15 protein-coding genes and 1 tRNA gene are annotated in these 14,504 nt (G+C 58.2%); 7 read left to right on the top strand and 9 right to left on the bottom strand.

The window, feature by feature from the left end; translation table 11 throughout:
• Window positions 1-20: 20 nt before the first annotated feature.
• Window positions 21-1,142, bottom strand: coding sequence for an NADH:flavin oxidoreductase/NADH oxidase (locus PHT20_RS04170; protein ID WP_301019552.1), 1,122 nt, complete (start codon window positions 1,140-1,142; stop codon window positions 21-23).
• Window positions 1,143-1,460: 318 nt separating this feature from the next.
• Here PHT20_RS04170 and gap point away from each other — a divergent pair, with 318 nt between their 5' ends.
• The 3 genes from gap to PHT20_RS04155 are packed head-to-tail and all read left to right on the top strand — an operon-like array spanning window position 1,461 to window position 4,412.
• The gene (gene gap / locus PHT20_RS04165) at window positions 1,461-2,459 is read left to right on the top strand and encodes a type I glyceraldehyde-3-phosphate dehydrogenase (RefSeq protein WP_301019551.1); all 999 of its coding nucleotides are present in this window, start codon (window positions 1,461-1,463) and stop codon (window positions 2,457-2,459) included.
• Window positions 2,460-2,472: 13 nt separating this feature from the next.
• Window positions 2,473-3,618: a cupin domain-containing protein gene (locus PHT20_RS04160; protein WP_301019550.1), complete on the top strand. Its 1,146-nt coding sequence runs from the start codon at window positions 2,473-2,475 to the stop codon at window positions 3,616-3,618.
• 17 nt (window positions 3,619-3,635) lie between these two features.
• Window positions 3,636-4,412: a 16S rRNA (uracil(1498)-N(3))-methyltransferase gene (locus PHT20_RS04155; RefSeq protein ID WP_301019549.1), complete on the top strand. Its 777-nt coding sequence runs from the start codon at window positions 3,636-3,638 to the stop codon at window positions 4,410-4,412.
• A 279-nt stretch (window positions 4,413-4,691) separates the two neighbouring features.
• On the opposite strand, the gene PHT20_RS04150 is transcribed toward PHT20_RS04155, so the two are convergent.
• Window positions 4,692-4,767 (bottom strand) — tRNA-Arg (locus PHT20_RS04150).
• 131 nt (window positions 4,768-4,898) lie between these two features.
• On the opposite strand from PHT20_RS04150, the gene PHT20_RS04145 reads away from it, so the two are divergent.
• Together PHT20_RS04145 and PHT20_RS04140 are read left to right on the top strand one after the other, a co-directional pair.
• On the top strand, window positions 4,899-5,177 hold the full coding sequence (locus tag PHT20_RS04145) for a hypothetical protein (protein WP_301019548.1): 279 nt from the start codon (window positions 4,899-4,901) through the stop codon (window positions 5,175-5,177).
• An 80-nt stretch (window positions 5,178-5,257) separates the two neighbouring features.
• Window positions 5,258-6,313: a 3-deoxy-7-phosphoheptulonate synthase gene (locus PHT20_RS04140; RefSeq protein ID WP_301019547.1), complete on the top strand. Its 1,056-nt coding sequence runs from the start codon at window positions 5,258-5,260 to the stop codon at window positions 6,311-6,313.
• Between the two features lie 5 nt (window positions 6,314-6,318).
• On the opposite strand, the gene PHT20_RS04135 is transcribed toward PHT20_RS04140, so the two are convergent.
• The 3 genes from PHT20_RS04135 to PHT20_RS04125 form a co-directional block, all read right to left on the bottom strand.
• Window positions 6,319-6,804 (bottom strand): glutathione peroxidase, encoded by a 486-nt coding sequence (locus PHT20_RS04135; RefSeq protein WP_301019546.1) that lies wholly within the window; start codon window positions 6,802-6,804, stop codon window positions 6,319-6,321.
• A 111-nt stretch (window positions 6,805-6,915) separates the two neighbouring features.
• Entirely contained in the window at window positions 6,916-7,137 is a 222-nt protein-coding gene (locus PHT20_RS04130) for a YdcH family protein (protein WP_301019545.1), read from the bottom strand.
• A gap of 189 nt (window positions 7,138-7,326) precedes the next feature.
• On the bottom strand, window positions 7,327-8,511 hold the full coding sequence (locus tag PHT20_RS04125) for an ATP-binding protein (RefSeq protein ID WP_300085105.1): 1,185 nt from the start codon (window positions 8,509-8,511) through the stop codon (window positions 7,327-7,329).
• Between the two features lie 129 nt (window positions 8,512-8,640).
• On the opposite strand from PHT20_RS04125, the gene PHT20_RS04120 reads away from it, so the two are divergent.
• Together PHT20_RS04120 and PHT20_RS04115 are read left to right on the top strand one after the other, a co-directional pair.
• Complete coding sequence (locus PHT20_RS04120) at window positions 8,641-9,471, top strand: class III extradiol ring-cleavage dioxygenase (RefSeq protein WP_301019544.1); 831 nt, start codon at window positions 8,641-8,643, stop codon at window positions 9,469-9,471.
• Window positions 9,472-9,561: 90 nt separating this feature from the next.
• A complete protein-coding gene (locus tag PHT20_RS04115; RefSeq protein ID WP_300085109.1) occupies window positions 9,562-10,200 on the top strand; it encodes an MBL fold metallo-hydrolase in 639 nt (212 codons plus the stop codon).
• Between the two features lie 159 nt (window positions 10,201-10,359).
• Here the strand turns inward: PHT20_RS04115 and PHT20_RS04110 are convergent, their stop codons facing one another.
• From PHT20_RS04110 to PHT20_RS04095, 4 genes are all read right to left on the bottom strand, one after another.
• Window positions 10,360-11,643: a TRAP transporter large permease subunit gene (locus PHT20_RS04110; protein ID WP_300085111.1), complete on the bottom strand. Its 1,284-nt coding sequence runs from the start codon at window positions 11,641-11,643 to the stop codon at window positions 10,360-10,362.
• Window positions 11,640-12,239 (bottom strand): TRAP transporter small permease, encoded by a 600-nt coding sequence (locus tag PHT20_RS04105; protein ID WP_300085113.1) that lies wholly within the window; start codon window positions 12,237-12,239, stop codon window positions 11,640-11,642. Before PHT20_RS04105 ends, PHT20_RS04110 begins: the two co-directional genes overlap by 4 nt.
• Before the next feature lie 108 nt (window positions 12,240-12,347).
• Entirely contained in the window at window positions 12,348-13,343 is a 996-nt protein-coding gene (locus PHT20_RS04100; RefSeq protein ID WP_300085115.1) for a TRAP transporter substrate-binding protein, read from the bottom strand.
• Between the two features lie 114 nt (window positions 13,344-13,457).
• Window positions 13,458-14,489 (bottom strand): DctP family TRAP transporter solute-binding subunit, encoded by a 1,032-nt coding sequence (locus tag PHT20_RS04095; RefSeq protein WP_300085117.1) that lies wholly within the window; start codon window positions 14,487-14,489, stop codon window positions 13,458-13,460.
• Window positions 14,490-14,504: the final 15 nt, after the last annotated feature.

The raw sequence follows: 14,504 nt of genomic DNA, 5'->3' as shown, positions 1-14,504 counted from the left end.
GAAACATGCCCACCACCCACTCACCGCTGGTTCACAGACACCTGGCCAAAGGCACTTTGCGCCTGGCGTGGCAAGCAGCGCCAATAAGACGGATGCGCTTGCACAGTACCACCCAGCGCCGCAGCAGCCTGCCAGCCCCAGCGCGGTTGGTACAAAAAAGCCCGCGCCAACGCCACCAGGTCAGCCTGGCCTGAGGCCACCACAGCTTGCGCCTGCTCGGGTTCGGTGATCAAGCCCACGGCAGTGGTGACCATGCCAGTGGCTTGCCGGATGGCTTGCGCAAACGGCACTTGGTAGCCTGCACCCAAACTGATTTTTTGCAGCGGCGACACCCCCGCGGAAGACACGTGCATGAAGTCACACCCCGCCGCCTTGAGCCGCTGGGCAAAGGCCATGCTTTGGGGCAAATCCCAACCGCCCTCGACCCAGTCGGTGGCGGACAAACGCACGCCCAGCACGCCGTCAAATGCCAACCGAAGTGCCGTAAATACCTCCAGCGGAAAGCGCACCCGGTTGTCAAAATTGCCGCCATAGGCATCGGTGCGGACATTGGCCAAGGGCGACAAAAATTGGTGCAGCAAATAGCCGTGAGCGCAGTGCAGTTCAATGGCCTCAACCCCCATGCGCTGGGCGCGCTGCGCCGCCGCCACAAAAGCCGCCACGATGTCAGCCATGCCAGCCGCCGTGAGCGCTTGCGGAGGCGACTCTGATGGCAAATGCGGCAAGGCTGACGGCGCCACGGTTTGCCAGCCCCCTTGCGCAGGCGACAGCAATTGCCCACCCTGCCACGGCACGGCGCTGGAGGCCTTGCGCCCTGCATGCGCCAGTTGCAGGCACACCGTGGTGGCTGGTGCCAAGGCGCGTGCCCGCTGCAAATGTGCCGCCAACGCGGCCTCAGTGCGGGCGTCCCACAAACCCAAACACTGTGGTGTGATGCGGCCTTCAGGCAGCACTGCCGTGGCCTCCAGGGTCACCATGGCGGCACCGCTGTTGAGCAAACTGCCCCAATGCATCAGGTGCCAGTCGGTGGTACAGCCTTCATCGGCTTGGTATTGGCACATGGGCGCCACCACCAGGCGATTGGGCAGCGTCAACCCGCCGCGTGGTGAAGGCAGGTGCAGGGGAGAAAAGAGTTCGCTCATGAAAAAATCCTGGTTGGGTGATGGCAGGTTAAGGCCGGCAGCAAAGCATAGCCCATGGCTAATGGTTTCATCACACGATTGACCTTTGACGCAGGTGGTGGAGGCCTCAAGCAGTCCAGTAACTGAAAGCGCACTTTTGGCCCGCCATAAAATCAACAAGAGTTCATTCATTCCGAGCAAAGCAGTCACGCTGGCATTGAACCCTGTGCCAGCATTGAAACACCCTCAAAGTTACCCCCATGCGATGACGTGTCTGCTTTAACCATTGCGTCATTTGCACATTTTTCTGTTTTTCAAGTTTTTTAAGGAGTTCCCCTCATGACGATCAAGATTGGTATCAACGGCTTTGGCCGCATCGGCCGCAACGTATTGCGCTCAGCCCTGCAAAATTTCAGCGACATCGAGGTAGTGGGTATCAATGACCTGCTGGAGCCTGAGTACCTGGCCTACATGCTGCAATTTGACAGCGTGCATGGCCGTTTCAAGGGCGAAGTCTCGGTTGAAGGCAACACACTGGTCGTCAACGGCAAAAAAATCCGCCTGACGCAAGAGCGTGACCCGGCCAACCTGAAATGGAGCGAGGTGGGTGCCGACATCGTGATCGAATCCACGGGCATCTTTCTGGACAAGGCTGGTGCGCAAAAGCACATCGACGCGGGGGCCAAAAAAGTCATCATGTCTGCCCCCAGCAAGGACGACACCCCGATGTTTGTGTTTGGTGTCAACAGCGCCAGCTACGCCGGTCAAGCCATCATCAGCAATGCGTCATGCACCACCAACTGCCTGGCCCCGCTGGCGATGGTGATCAACAACAAGTTTGGCATCAAACGTGGCTTGATGACCACCGTGCACGCGGCTACCGCCACACAAAAAACCGTGGACGGCCCAAGCAACAAAGACTGGCGCGGCGGCCGCGGCATTCTTGAAAACATCATTCCATCCAGCACCGGCGCCGCCAAGGCGGTGGGCGTGGTGATTCCGGCGCTGAACAAAAAACTCACCGGCATGTCGTTCCGTGTGCCGACCAGTGACGTGTCGGTGGTCGATTTGACCTGCGAACTCAACACCAGCGCCACCATGGCCGAAATCTGCGCCGAGATCAAGGCCCAGTCCGAAGGCGCCTTGAAAGGCATCCTGGGCTACACCGACCAAAAAGTGGTGGCCACCGATTTCCGTGGCGAGACCCGCACCAGCGTGTTTGATGCCGATGCCTCCATCGCGCTGGACGGCACTTTTGTCAAGCTGGTGAGCTGGTATGACAACGAATGGGGATACTCCAACAAGTGCCTGGAAATGGTGCGCGTGGTCGCCAAGTAAAGCTGGTTTTTTTATGCTCACTCTCAACCTGGCTGACTTTTCCCTTGAACACTTCATGGCCTGCTATTGGCAGCAGCAGCCGCTGGTGATTCGCCAAGGTTTTCAAGATTTTGAAGACCCTATCAACGCCAATGACCTGGCTGGCTTGGCCATGGAAGAAGCGGTGCAATCGCGCTTGATCTTCAAAAAAGGCGATAAATGGCAGGCTGAAAGCGGGCCATTTGAGTCGTACAAGCGTTTTGGCAAAACTGACTGGTCGCTGGTGGTGCAGGCTGTCAACCACTATTCTCCAGAAGTAGCTGAGCTGGTCAAGCCCTTTGCCTTCATTCCTAAATGGCGCTTTGATGATGTGATGGTGAGTTATGCCACGCCGGGCGGCGGTGTCGGGCCGCACATTGACTTGTATGACGTGTTCATTTGCCAAGGCTCTGGCCGCCGACGCTGGCGTGTGGGCGACATTGGCAATCACAAGCAGTTTGCCGCACATGCCGCGCTGCTGCACACCGAGCCGTTTGAGGCCATCATCGATGTGGAACTGCTGCCGGGTGACATTTTGTACATCCCGCCGGGCTTTCCGCATGACGGCGTGACTCTGGAAAGCTCTTTGAGCTTCTCGGTGGGTTTTCGCGCAAAGTCTGGCTGCGACATGCTCAGCGGTCTGGCTGACCACGTGATTGACAAAGATCTGGGCAAAACCCTGCTGGCTGACCCCAAACGCCCGATAGCGCACCAGCAAGGCCGCATTGACACCAGCGACCTGACGCTGATCCGTGCCAATATCCAAAACCTGCTGGACAACGAAGCCCTGATGGCTGACTTTGCCGGCAGTTATTTCTCTGCCACCAAGTGCGCACTGGACTTGCAGGCGCTGGATGACCCGCTCGACACAGCCGACATGCTGGCGCAATTACAAGACCAACCATTGATCCGCACTGGTGGCCTGCGCTGCTTTTATGTGGATGCCACCATCGATCAAGGTGTGTGCTATGTCGACGGTGAGCGCTATGCGTTTGGCGCTGACCTGGCCGCCAGCCTCATGGCGCTGTGTGACCATGATGAAATCACTGCCAACTTGCTGGCACCGGCGCTGAACCACCCCGAGTTTGCCCGTCAACTGACCGACTGGGTCAACGCTGGTTACTGGTATTTCAACGACTAACGGTCTTGTGTTTTCCCATGCCGCGTTTTTATTGCCCCACACCGCTGGTCAGCACCGCGCTGCTGGACTTGCCAGAAGGTGCCGCACGACATGTGCAGGTGCTTCGCCTTCAGCCAGGTGATGCCATCACTTTGTTCAATGGTGTGCCAGATGCGCAAGGGTGCTATGGCGAATGCGCCGCCCGCGTGACACACATGGGGCGCAGCAGTGTGCAAGTGCAGGTAGGTGAATGGACTGCCACTGCTCGGGAGAGTCAACACGCTGTCCATCTGGCAGTGGGCATGCCGGCCAATGAACGTATGGATTGGTTGGTAGAAAAAGCCGCCGAGCTGGGTGTGGTCAGCATCCAGCCACTGATGACCGAGCGCAGCGTGTTGCGTTTGAGCGGAGAGCGCGCCTCCAAAAAGCAAGTGCATTGGCAAAGCGTGGCGGTGGCGGCGTGCGAGCAATGTGGTGGCAATCGGATACCTCACATACACGCAGTCATGAACTTGCCTCAGTGGTTAAAAACTGTTCCAGAGCCCATGCCTGGTGCAAAAGATGTTCAAATTTTGAAGCTTCTCTTGTCATTACGGGCAGGCGCACAAAGCTTGACCACACATGTGCACGACCTATCTGGCGAAAGCGCAGTGCCAGCCAGCACCCACATCGTTTTTTTATCTGGCTCCGAAGGCGGTTTATCTGAGGCTGAAGAAACCGCCGCCACAGCCACAGGCTTTCTCCCCACCACACTGGGGCCGCGTGTGCTGCGCGCTGAAACCGCGGCACTGGTAGCTTTAGCAAAATTGCTTTAAGGACACTCTGCATAACTCTGGCGAGAGTGTGGTAGTGCGGATCGGGATGGGATGCAAGGCGCCGTTTTGCAGCCAATAGCCGTAGCTATTGGCAAAAAATGCAACGCAGCAGACCGCCCGAGGCCGCGCTGCCACAACTCGCAGGGAGTTGTGCAGAGTGTCCTTAAGGATGTGACACAGAAAAACAACTGGCTGGCGAATGTCGTCGTAACGAAATGCTACGACTTAAGCCACACCTTTGAAAAGCTGGGCGGATTCAAGTCTGAACCATCCCATGACTGGTGCGGCTGGCGGGGATCGAACCCACGACCCTTGGCTTCGGAGGCCAATACTCTATCCACTGAGCTACAGCCGCAACGCTGAAAAGCAGGTGCATTCTCGCACAGGCAACCCAGCCACCAGATCGCAGCCCTTTGCGCTGGCCTGGCTCGCCCTGCAGCGTGGCGACAATCATGGCTTTCACACCTTCACCGTTTTGATTGCCTCATGACCAGCCCTTCCCCCTTGACCCTCAAACTGCCTGTTGGCTGCACTTTTGCCGACCTGAAACTGCGCCGCTGTGCCGACGATGCCATTGACCTCGACATGGACCTGGTCAAGCGGGTGTGCCAGCTCAACGGGCTTGACTTTGGCAAAGTGTGCCAAGACCCCGGCCCGGTGGTGTCGAACATTTTGAGCGTTTGGTATAAAACTCACCTCAGCACAGGTGGCGCCCCTGATGCGGTGATGGAAGCCTTGATTGCGCCTGGCCAGCGCCCGCAGTGACAACCTCTAAGAACTCTTATTTTTATAGCTTCTCATGCAAGTAGAATAAGCGCTAGAGCCCATTTTTACCTTACAAAACCATGACCTTTCCCAACGCCTTTGAAAACCTGAATGTGGTTGCACAGCAAGCCCTGCTGTCACCCAGCGCCTTGCATGAGGCCGTGCCCGCCACGGCGCAGGCCAGCCAGACCGTGAGCCAGGCGCGTGCCACGGTGGCGCGCATTTTGAACGGGCAAGACCCGCGCTTGCTGGTGGTGGTGGGGCCGTGCTCCATTCACGACCTGGCCGCTGCACGCGACTACGCGCAGCGCCTCAAGGCCTTGGCCGACGCGCTGAGTGACACGCTGTTCATTGTGATGCGGGTCTACTTTGAGAAACCACGCACCACCGTAGGCTGGAAAGGGCTGATCAACGACCCGCGCATGGACGACACGTTTCGCATCGAAGAAGGCCTGCACCTGGCACGCCAACTGTTGGTTGACCTGAATCACATGGGCTTGCCCTGCGGCACCGAGGCACTTGACCCCATCACCCCACAATACCTGGGCGACCTGATTGCCTGGAGCGCCATTGGCGCGCGCACCACCGAGAGCCAAACCCACCGCGAGATGGCCAGCGGTTTGTCGAGCCCGGTAGGGTTTAAAAACGGTACCGACGGCAGCTTGGAGGTGGCACTCAACGCCATGCTTTCCAGCGCCCAGCCGCACACCTTTTTGGGCATCAATGGCGACGGCCAGGTGGCCTTGACGCAAACCCGTGGCAACGCTTATGGCCATTTGATTTTGCGCGGTGGCTCGCAGCCCAATTACGACTCGGTGGCGGTGGCCGAGGCAGCTGCCGAGCTGGCCAAAGCCAAGCTACCGGTCAACATCGTGGTGGACTGCAGCCACGGCAATTCGCGCAAAAACCACGCGCTGCAAAGCCTGGTGCTGAAAGATGTGGTGGGGCAGATGGTGGACGGCAACCGCGCCATCAAAGGCGTGATGCTTGAGTCAAATCTGTTGGAAGGCAACCAAAAGCTAGGCACCGACCCAGCGCAACTGCGCTACGGCGTGTCGATCACCGACGCCTGTCTGGGCTGGGAAGCCACCGAAGCCGGGTTGCGCGAGGCGGCGCAGCGCCTGGCTGGCCGGTAAAAAAATCAAGCCGCCAGCGCCGCAGCGATGTCCTGGCGCAAGCTCTCGGGGGTGTCGGTGGGGGCATAGCGCTTGAGCACCTGGCCGTCTTTGCCCACCAGAAATTTGGTGAAGTTCCATTTGATGGCTTTGCTGCCCAGCAGACCTGGCGCTTGCTCGCACAACCAGGCATAAAGTGGGTGAGCGTCTGAGCCGTTGACATTGACCTTGGCCATCATTGGAAACGTCACGCCATAGTTGAGCTGGCAGAACTCGGCAATGGTGCTGTTGCTGCCGGGGTCTTGGGCACCAAACTGGTTGCACGGGAACCCCAGCACCACCAAGCCTTGCGCCACATAGGCTTGGTGCAGCTGCTCCAGCCCGGCAAACTGGGGCGTGAAGCCGCAGGCACTCGCGGTGTTGACAATCAACATCACTTGGCCTGTGTAGGCTTTCAGCGCCACTGTTTGGCCGTCAATCCCCAAAGCTTCAAAGTCGTATACCGTGGTCATGTGGATGTCCTTCAAGAAAAACGCTGTGACTTTTTTAACTGGGCCGGGCCCAGCTCAAATTCACTTGTGCGTCAGCTTAAGACAAACCTCAAACACCCACCGGCAACGCGTTCATTCGCTTTGTGAGGCTTTTTGCAAGATCACATACATGGCGTCTTTCAGGCGCAGTTTTTCTTTTTTCAGGGTTTCAATTTCTGCTGGCGTGCTGGGCTCGGTGCGCGAAGCCATGCGTTTGACCTGCTGGTCGAGCGTGTTGTGCTGCTGAAACAGGCTGTGAAAATGGGCGTCGCTGGTTTTGAGCTGGGTGATGAGTGCACGGTATTCAGGAAACATGAAAACTCCAAAAAGTTGAACCAAACCTGCAGCGCAGCGCTTGAGCCAACGCCGCTGCCACAGCCAGAAATTCATTATGTGCCCCAACGTTTTCGGGAAAACCCTCATTGAGTCGATCCAGGCCATTGATTTGCTCCTTTAAAAGGAGTGCCTCACGCTTATTTGATAAGCGCTAGAGTGTTGTCAACGTCAAGGCTGAATTGCTAAATTTTGTGCCAAGCGAAATGCTAGGTGTCGCAAGCCCACCGCCATCACCCCATCCCCAACCGGGTAAGGCTCACCGTCTGCGCCGCCATGCACCAAAAATTTGTGGTCGGGTTTCAAATCTTCGCAGGCGCTGTAAAAACCACGGCGCGGTTTGGCGTTGCTGCCTTTCTTCACTTCAATGGCCATCAGACCCAGGCCAGGGGTATCCATCAGCAGGTCAATCTCGGCACCGTTGCTGCTGCGGTAGAACCCGCAATGGGCGTTGCGTGGCGCAGCATTGAGCAGGGTTTCAATCACGAAGCCTTCCCAACTGTTACCCACCACCGGGTGCGACAGCAGGGCGTCGTGTGAGTCAAGCCCAAGCAAGGCGTGCAACACACCGCTGTCGCGCACATAGACTTTGGGCGACTTGACCAGGCGTTTGCCCAGGTTGCTGTGCCAGGGTGGTAATTTGCGCATCAGCATCAGGTCGGCCAGCATGTCCAGGTAGCGATGCACGGTTTTGGCGTCAATCATCAGGCCTTTGGCGAGCTGTGACACATCGAGCAAGCCGCCCTGCAAGTGCGCCAGCATGGTCCAAAGGCGGCGCAGTGTTTGTGCGGGTAAGCGCGCGCCGTAGCTGGGCAGTTCGCGCTCCAGGTAGGTGTTGATCAGGTTGTGCCGCCAGTCCACGCTCTTGTCATCAGCGCTGGCCAGCAGGCTGTTGGGGAACCCGCCGCGCAGCCACAAGGTGTTTTGCTGATCTTGCGCCAATTCCAGCGCTTGCAGCGGCGGCAACTCCAGGTAGGCCACCCGTCCGGCCAGGCTTTCGCCCGACTGGCGCAGCAGTTCGCCGGTGGCTGAGCCCAGCAGCAGGAAACGTCCCGTGGTTTGCCCGGCACGACGGCCTTCGTCGATCAAACTGCGCAGCACAGGAAAGAGCTCTGGCATGTGCTGCACTTCGTCCAGGATCACCAACCGCTGGCTGTGCAGCGACAGATAGGCTTCGGAGTCGGTGAGTTTCTGCCGGTCACTGGGGCGTTCGATGTCCAGGTAAATCGCGCCGCGTGCGTCCCCAATGCACCGAGCCAGCGTGGTCTTGCCCACCTGGCGCGCACCCAGCAAGACCACCGCGGGGTAATCTGACAGTGCCGTTTGAATGAAAGGGAACAACTTGCGATCAATCATCCATGCATTATAAGGATTTAGATGCATTTTTTGCATGGTTAAATGGACCACGCCAGATGCTTTGCCAACACCGCACTGGTCACGCTGGCCCCCCTGCGACTAACATGTCAATGCAAAGAAAGCAGCCCGATGCCAAACACGCCTACGCCCACCCACACCAGCGCAAGAATGCCAACCTGGTTCATCCCGCACGGGGGTGGCCCCTGTTTCTTTATGGACTGGAGCCCACCCGACGCGTGGCACGCCATGGCGGATTTTTTGAAGCGTTTGGCCTCAACCTTGCCGCGGACGCCTCAAGCCATCGTGGTGGTGTCAGCGCATTGGCTAGCGCCGCGATTTACCGTGACCAGCGGGTCACAGCCGGAACTCATTTATGACTACCACGGTTTCCCGCCCCACACCTATGAACTCAAGTACCCCGCTGCCGGTGCGCCAGCGCTGGCTAATCAAATCGTCAAGACCTTGAACGCCGCTGGCATTGCCAGTGCCCAGAACAGCCAGCGTGGCTTTGATCACGGCGTGTTCATTCCGCTCAAACTGATCTTTCCAGAAGCCCACATTCCGGTGGTGCAACTCTCATTGCACACCTCGCTAGACCCAGCGCAGCACTTGGCAGCTGGCCGGGCGCTGGAAACCTTGCGCGATCAGGATGTGCTGCTCATTGGCAGCGGCATGAGCTTTCACAACATGCGGGCTTATGGCAATCCGGCCTTTGGACCCATCTCTGATGCCTTTGACGCATGGCTGACCCATGCAGTTGCATCCAACCCACCAGAGCGTGACCAACTTCTGACCCACTGGGAGCAAGCGCCCGGCGCCCGGCAATGCCACCCGGCACGTGCCGAAGAACACCTGATTCCTCTGATGGCTGTGGCGGGTGCCGCCGGTCTTGATGTGGGGCGAAAAATATTCTCAGATCGGGTGCTGGAGACCACCCTGTCGGCCTTTAGCTTTGGCTGAGGCGCGATCACCGTTTCTGCTGCTGCGCGGTCTTGTGGCTTGCACCACCATGCAAAATACGCGCTCCGCACATCAACCAGCACATTTGCCATGTTCCATTACCTCACCGTCCCCGTTACCCCGTTCGCCCAAAACTGTTCGCTGGTGTGGTGCAGCCAAACGCTGCAGGCGGCGGTGATTGACCCCGGCGGCGACCTGGATGTGCTGCTGGCTGAAGTCAAGCGCCGGGGCTTGACGCTGGGGCAGATCTGGCTGACCCACGCCCACATCGACCACGCTGGTGCAGCCGGTGAATTGGCGCAAAAGCTGGGGCTGCCCATCATCGGGCCGCACACAGCAGACCAATTCTGGATTGACGGCCTGCCGCAGCAAAGCCAGATGTTTGGTTTTCCACCGGCCTTGTTGTTCAAACCGACCCGCTGGTTGGTGGACGGCGACACCGTCACAGTGGGCCACTGCACGCTGCAAGTGCGCCATTGCCCGGGGCACACGCCGGGGCATGTGGTGTTTTATTCGCCCGAGGCCAAGCGTGCCTTTGTCGGCGACGTGCTGTTTGCTGGCTCGGTGGGGCGCACTGATTTCCCACAAGGCAACCATGCCGATTTGATGACCAGCATCAAAACCCGCCTCTGGCCCATGGGCGACGACACCGTGTTCATCCCCGGCCATGGCCCCGAGAGCACGTTTGGCCGCGAGCGCCGCACCAACCCCTATGTCACAGAAGTTTGACGCTATTGATTAAAGAGCTGCTTACGCTCTATTCATAAGCTCTAGAGGTTGATTTGGCTTATAAAAATGCCCGGAACAAGCCGGGCATTTTTGCGAGAGCCGGGGTTTGACCCGCGTAGCTACAGCGCCTTGCCAAAAATCATGTCAGGCAATGTGTCACTACAACATCCCCAACATGCGCGGGAACCACAGGCTCAAGGGCGGGTAATACGTCACCAGCATCAAAAAGGCCAGCATCGCCAGCAACCACGGCCACACCGCCACCGTCAGCTCAGTGATACCCATCTTGGTGATGCCGCTGGCCACATACAGGTTCAGCCCCACCGGCGGGTGGCACATGCCCACTTCCATGTTCACCACCATCATGATGCCAAAATGCACCGGATCAATGCCCAGCTTGATCGCCACCGGAAACAAGATTGGCGCAAAAATCAGCACGATGCTGGAAGGCTCCATGAAGTTGCCCGCCAGCAGCAAGATCACGTTGCACGCCAGCAAGAAGGTCACCATGCCCAGGCCGTGACCGAGCATCCAGTCGGCCAGTGCCTGCGGAATGTTCTCGTTGGTCATGATGAAGCTGAATAACACCGCGTTGGTGATGATGTACAGCAGCATGGCGCTCATGTTGGCCGAGCTCAGCAGCACGCGCGGCACGTCTTTCAGACCCATGTCCTTATAGACAAACACCGCCACGATGAAGGCATACACCGCACTCATCGCCGCGGCTTCGGTGGGCGTGAACATGCCGGAATAAATGCCGCCCATCACGATCACGATCAGCAGCAGCCCCCAGGCCGAGGCCTTGAAGGTGCGCAGCCGTTCAGCCCAGCTGGCCTTGGGCAGACGCGGGTAGTTGAACTTGCGGGCACGGTAAAACGTGACACCGCCCAGCACGCCGGCCAGCACCAGGCCGGGAATGACCCCAGCCATGAACAGCGCACCCACGCTTGTGTTGGTGGCCACCGAATACATCACCATCACAATCGAGGGCGGAATCAAAATGCCCAGCGCACCCGAGGTGGTGATGACACCAGCGCCGAAGCTCTTGGGAAAACCCGCCTTGGTCATGGCTGGCAACAAAATCGAGCCAATCGCCACCACCGTGGCCGGACTGGAGCCAGACACTGCCGCAAACAAAGCGCAACCCAGCACCCCAGACAGACCCAAGCCGCCATACCAGTGACCGACCATGCTGGAGGCAAAGTTGATCATTCGCCGCGCCACACCGCCGTGGGTTAAAAAGTTACCCGCCAGAATGAAGAACGGGATCGCCATGATCTCAAACTTCTCAATGCCGGTGAACAGCTTCAAAGCCACCGACTCCAGCGGCACCTGGGTAAAACCAAACAGAAAGGTCAGCACTGTCAGGCCGAGCGAGATCGACACCGGCATGCCGGTGAGCATGAGCACCAGCAACAGGATAAAAATAATTGCGGCGTTCATTTGGCAACCTCTTCTTCCAGACCATCCACATGGCCGTGGTCATGGTGTGGCAGGGTGCCGGTTTTGATGAAGGTCACCAACACTTGCAGAAAGCGAAAGCACATCAGCGTGGAGCCCAGCGGCACGGCGCTGTAGACCATCCAGGTGGGCCACTCCAGGTCAGGTGTGGTGGGGCCTTCAGGCAGGTCGCCCACGTCCATGCCCAGCAGGCTCAACCACCAGTGGTGAGCGCCGTTCTCCCAAACAAAACCTGCGGCCAGGGTGGCCACTATGCCGGTAAACAGGGCACCAGCGGCCAGGCCGATGATGACGAATTTGCTGCGCATTTTGTCGTCTAGGCGGTTGATCATCACGTCCACCCCGACGTGAATGCCAGTGCGCACCCCGTAGGCTGCGCCGAATTTGCACATCCATACAAACATGATGATGCACAGCTCTTGCGCCCAGCCCAGGTTAAGAGCCAGCAGCCAGTCTTGTACGCCGGGGATGGGCAGCCCGGCGGCATAGCGGTGCACCACCGCAACAAAGATGATGAGTGTGGCACCTCCCATCAGGAAGGTGATCAGCCATTCTTCCAGGTGATCAAGAATTTTCATGGGAGGTTTGCCTCAAAAATCTGAGTGAATAATGCTTTTACAAAAAGGGATGCACAACAAAAACCCCAGTCGATACGGGTTCGACCGGGGTGGATGCGTGGGTCTGGATTACAGCTTGGCCGGATCGAAGCCGGTGGCCTTGTAGAACTGCTGCAGCGTGCCCTTGCCAATGCGGTCTGCCATTTTCAGGTGCACGGGAGCCATGGCTTTTTTCAGAGCCAGGCGTTCCTCGGCAGTAGGGGTGTAGACGGTGGTCTTGCCGCTCTTCTTCACACCTTCCAGTGACTTGTCATTTTCTTCCTTGGCAATCTGGTTGGCGTAAACGGTGGCCTCTTTCATGGCCTGTTCGAGTTGGCCACGCACGTCGGCGGGCAGACCGTCCCAGAACTTCTTGTTGGTGATCACCGCGTAACCCAGGTAACCGTGGTCGGTCAGGGTCATGTGTTTTTGCACTTCGTGCATTTTCTGGGTGTAAAAGTTGCTGATCGGGTTTTCGGTGCCGTCAACCACGCCGGTTTGCAATGCTTGGTAAACCTCAGAGAACGCCATCACCTGTGGAATGCCACCCACTGAGCGGATTTGCTCTTCAAGCACCTTGGACGACTGGATGCGGAATTTCTTACCCTTGAAATCAGCCGGTGCCTTCAGTGGCGAATTGGCTGAGAACGACTTGAAGCCATTGTCCCAATAAGCCAGACCCTTGATGCCTTTAGGCTCCAGTTTGGCCAGCAGCGCAGCGCCTTCAGGGCCTTGCGTCACTTTGTGCAGTTCGGCATAGCTGTCGAACATGAAGGGCAAGTCAAAGGCTTCAAAGTCTTTCACGCCCAAGGGGCCGAATTTGGCCAGCGACGGAGCCAGCATTTGCACCGAGCCGATTTGCAGCGCTTCCATTTCTTCCTTGTCTTTGTACAGGGCACTGTTGGCATAGACCTCAACCTTGACCTTGCCCTTGGTCAGTTCGGCCGCCTTTTGGGCGAAAAATACCGAGGCTTTTCCCTTGGGCGTGTCTGCAGCAACAACGTGGCTGAACTTGATGATGGTTTGAGCAGTTGCGCTCAAACCAACGGCCAACAAAGCAGCAGCCAGGACAAATTTCAATTTCATAGATGTCTCCTCATAATTAAGAATGAAAAACGAAGCAACCCAAGGTTAAAGGCGCTGCAGTTTTCACGCAACTGTGGCCTTCAACAGCTAGGGTTAACCCTGTGCTTGGTCACGTCAATTTCTGGACTCGCGCATGGCCATTTGCAGCGCTTGCGTCCACCCAGACCCCATGCGATTTACAAAAGCTTGTTGCACTGGCTGCACCGCCAGACGCAAACGATTTCGCTGCACAGTGGTGAGCTGATGGACATTGATGTTGCCCGCCTGGCGCAAGGCTTGCAGCGCCTGGTCGTTTTGCGTGTCGGCAATTTGGTTGGCAAACGCCAGTGCTTCTTGCAGCGCTTGGGCAATCAACTCGCGGTCAGCGCGCTGCAGGCTTTGCCAAAAGCGCTGGTTGGTGACCACCGCGTAGCCCAGGTAGCCATGGTCGGTCAGGCTCACATCGGTCTGCACCTCGTGCATGGCCTGCGTCCAAAAATTGGAAATCGGGTTCTCGGTGCCATCCACCACACCGCTGGCCAAGGCCTGGCGCGTTTCGCTAAAGGCCAGCGTGACCGGAACAGCGCCCAGCGCCCGCATTTGCGCCGCAATCACGCGCGAGGCCTGCACCCGCATGCGCAGACCGACAAAGTCTTTGGGCTCCAGCAGCGGGCGGTTAGCGCTCATTTGCTTGAAGCCGTTGTCAAAGAAACCCAGCCCCTCTAGCCCTTGGTGGGTCAAGCCCTTGAGCAGTTTTTGCCCCAACGCGCCTTGCGTGATGCGGCGCACGGCGGCCAGATCGTCAAACAAAAAAGGCAAGTCAAACAGCTCAAACTCGGGCAACCCAATGCGCCCAAATTTGGACAACGACGGTGCCACCAGGTCGACCGCGCCGAGCTGCAGCGCCCGCATTTCGTCGTGGTCGCCATACAACTGCGCGTTGGGGTAAACCTGCACGCCAACGCGCCCGCCACTGCGCTGTGCCACCAACACCTTGAAACGCTCTGCGGCCAGCCCCTTGGGGGTTTCTTCGGCCACCACATGCGAAAAGCGCAGGGTGATGTCGGGCTTGTGCTGGCTCCATGCCGCCGTTGGCAGGGCTAGCCCAGCGGCACCGGCCTTGAGCAGGCTGCGCCGTGGCAGTGGGTGGGCAGCCCAGCGGGGCATGATTCGCTTGGCGCT

The organism is Rhodoferax sp., from assembly GCF_028715765.1.
GTDB lineage: Bacteria > Pseudomonadota > Gammaproteobacteria > Burkholderiales > Burkholderiaceae_C > Rhodoferax.
The sequence above is the reverse complement of the archived record's forward strand: the minus strand, read 5'-3'. Positions and strand labels throughout refer to the sequence as shown.

What these genes read in the sequence shown, in the direction of transcription:
- PHT20_RS04115 (WP_300085109.1), top strand. Translation starts at nt 9,562, where the DNA reads ATGTTCCATTACCTCACCGTCCCCGTTACCCCGTTCGCCCAAAACTGT.
- PHT20_RS04160 (WP_301019550.1), top strand. Translation starts at nt 2,473, where the DNA reads ATGCTCACTCTCAACCTGGCTGACTTTTCCCTTGAACACTTCATGGCC.
- PHT20_RS04155 (WP_301019549.1), top strand. Translation starts at nt 3,636, where the DNA reads ATGCCGCGTTTTTATTGCCCCACACCGCTGGTCAGCACCGCGCTGCTG.
- PHT20_RS04125 (WP_300085105.1), bottom strand. Translation starts at nt 8,511, where the DNA reads ATGATTGATCGCAAGTTGTTCCCTTTCATTCAAACGGCACTGTCAGAT.
- PHT20_RS04170 (WP_301019552.1), bottom strand. Translation starts at nt 1,142, where the DNA reads ATGAGCGAACTCTTTTCTCCCCTGCACCTGCCTTCACCACGCGGCGGG.
- PHT20_RS04140 (WP_301019547.1), top strand. Translation starts at nt 5,258, where the DNA reads ATGACCTTTCCCAACGCCTTTGAAAACCTGAATGTGGTTGCACAGCAA.
- PHT20_RS04110 (WP_300085111.1), bottom strand. Translation starts at nt 11,643, where the DNA reads ATGAACGCCGCAATTATTTTTATCCTGTTGCTGGTGCTCATGCTCACC.
- PHT20_RS04145 (WP_301019548.1), top strand. Translation starts at nt 4,899, where the DNA reads ATGACCAGCCCTTCCCCCTTGACCCTCAAACTGCCTGTTGGCTGCACT.
- PHT20_RS04100 (WP_300085115.1), bottom strand. Translation starts at nt 13,343, where the DNA reads ATGAAATTGAAATTTGTCCTGGCTGCTGCTTTGTTGGCCGTTGGTTTG.
- PHT20_RS04130 (WP_301019545.1), bottom strand. Translation starts at nt 7,137, where the DNA reads ATGTTTCCTGAATACCGTGCACTCATCACCCAGCTCAAAACCAGCGAC.
- PHT20_RS04135 (WP_301019546.1), bottom strand. Translation starts at nt 6,804, where the DNA reads ATGACCACGGTATACGACTTTGAAGCTTTGGGGATTGACGGCCAAACA.
- gap (WP_301019551.1), top strand. Translation starts at nt 1,461, where the DNA reads ATGACGATCAAGATTGGTATCAACGGCTTTGGCCGCATCGGCCGCAAC.
- PHT20_RS04120 (WP_301019544.1), top strand. Translation starts at nt 8,641, where the DNA reads ATGCCAAACACGCCTACGCCCACCCACACCAGCGCAAGAATGCCAACC.
- PHT20_RS04105 (WP_300085113.1), bottom strand. Translation starts at nt 12,239, where the DNA reads ATGAAAATTCTTGATCACCTGGAAGAATGGCTGATCACCTTCCTGATG.
- PHT20_RS04095 (WP_300085117.1), bottom strand. Translation starts at nt 14,489, where the DNA reads ATGCCCCGCTGGGCTGCCCACCCACTGCCACGGCGCAGCCTGCTCAAG.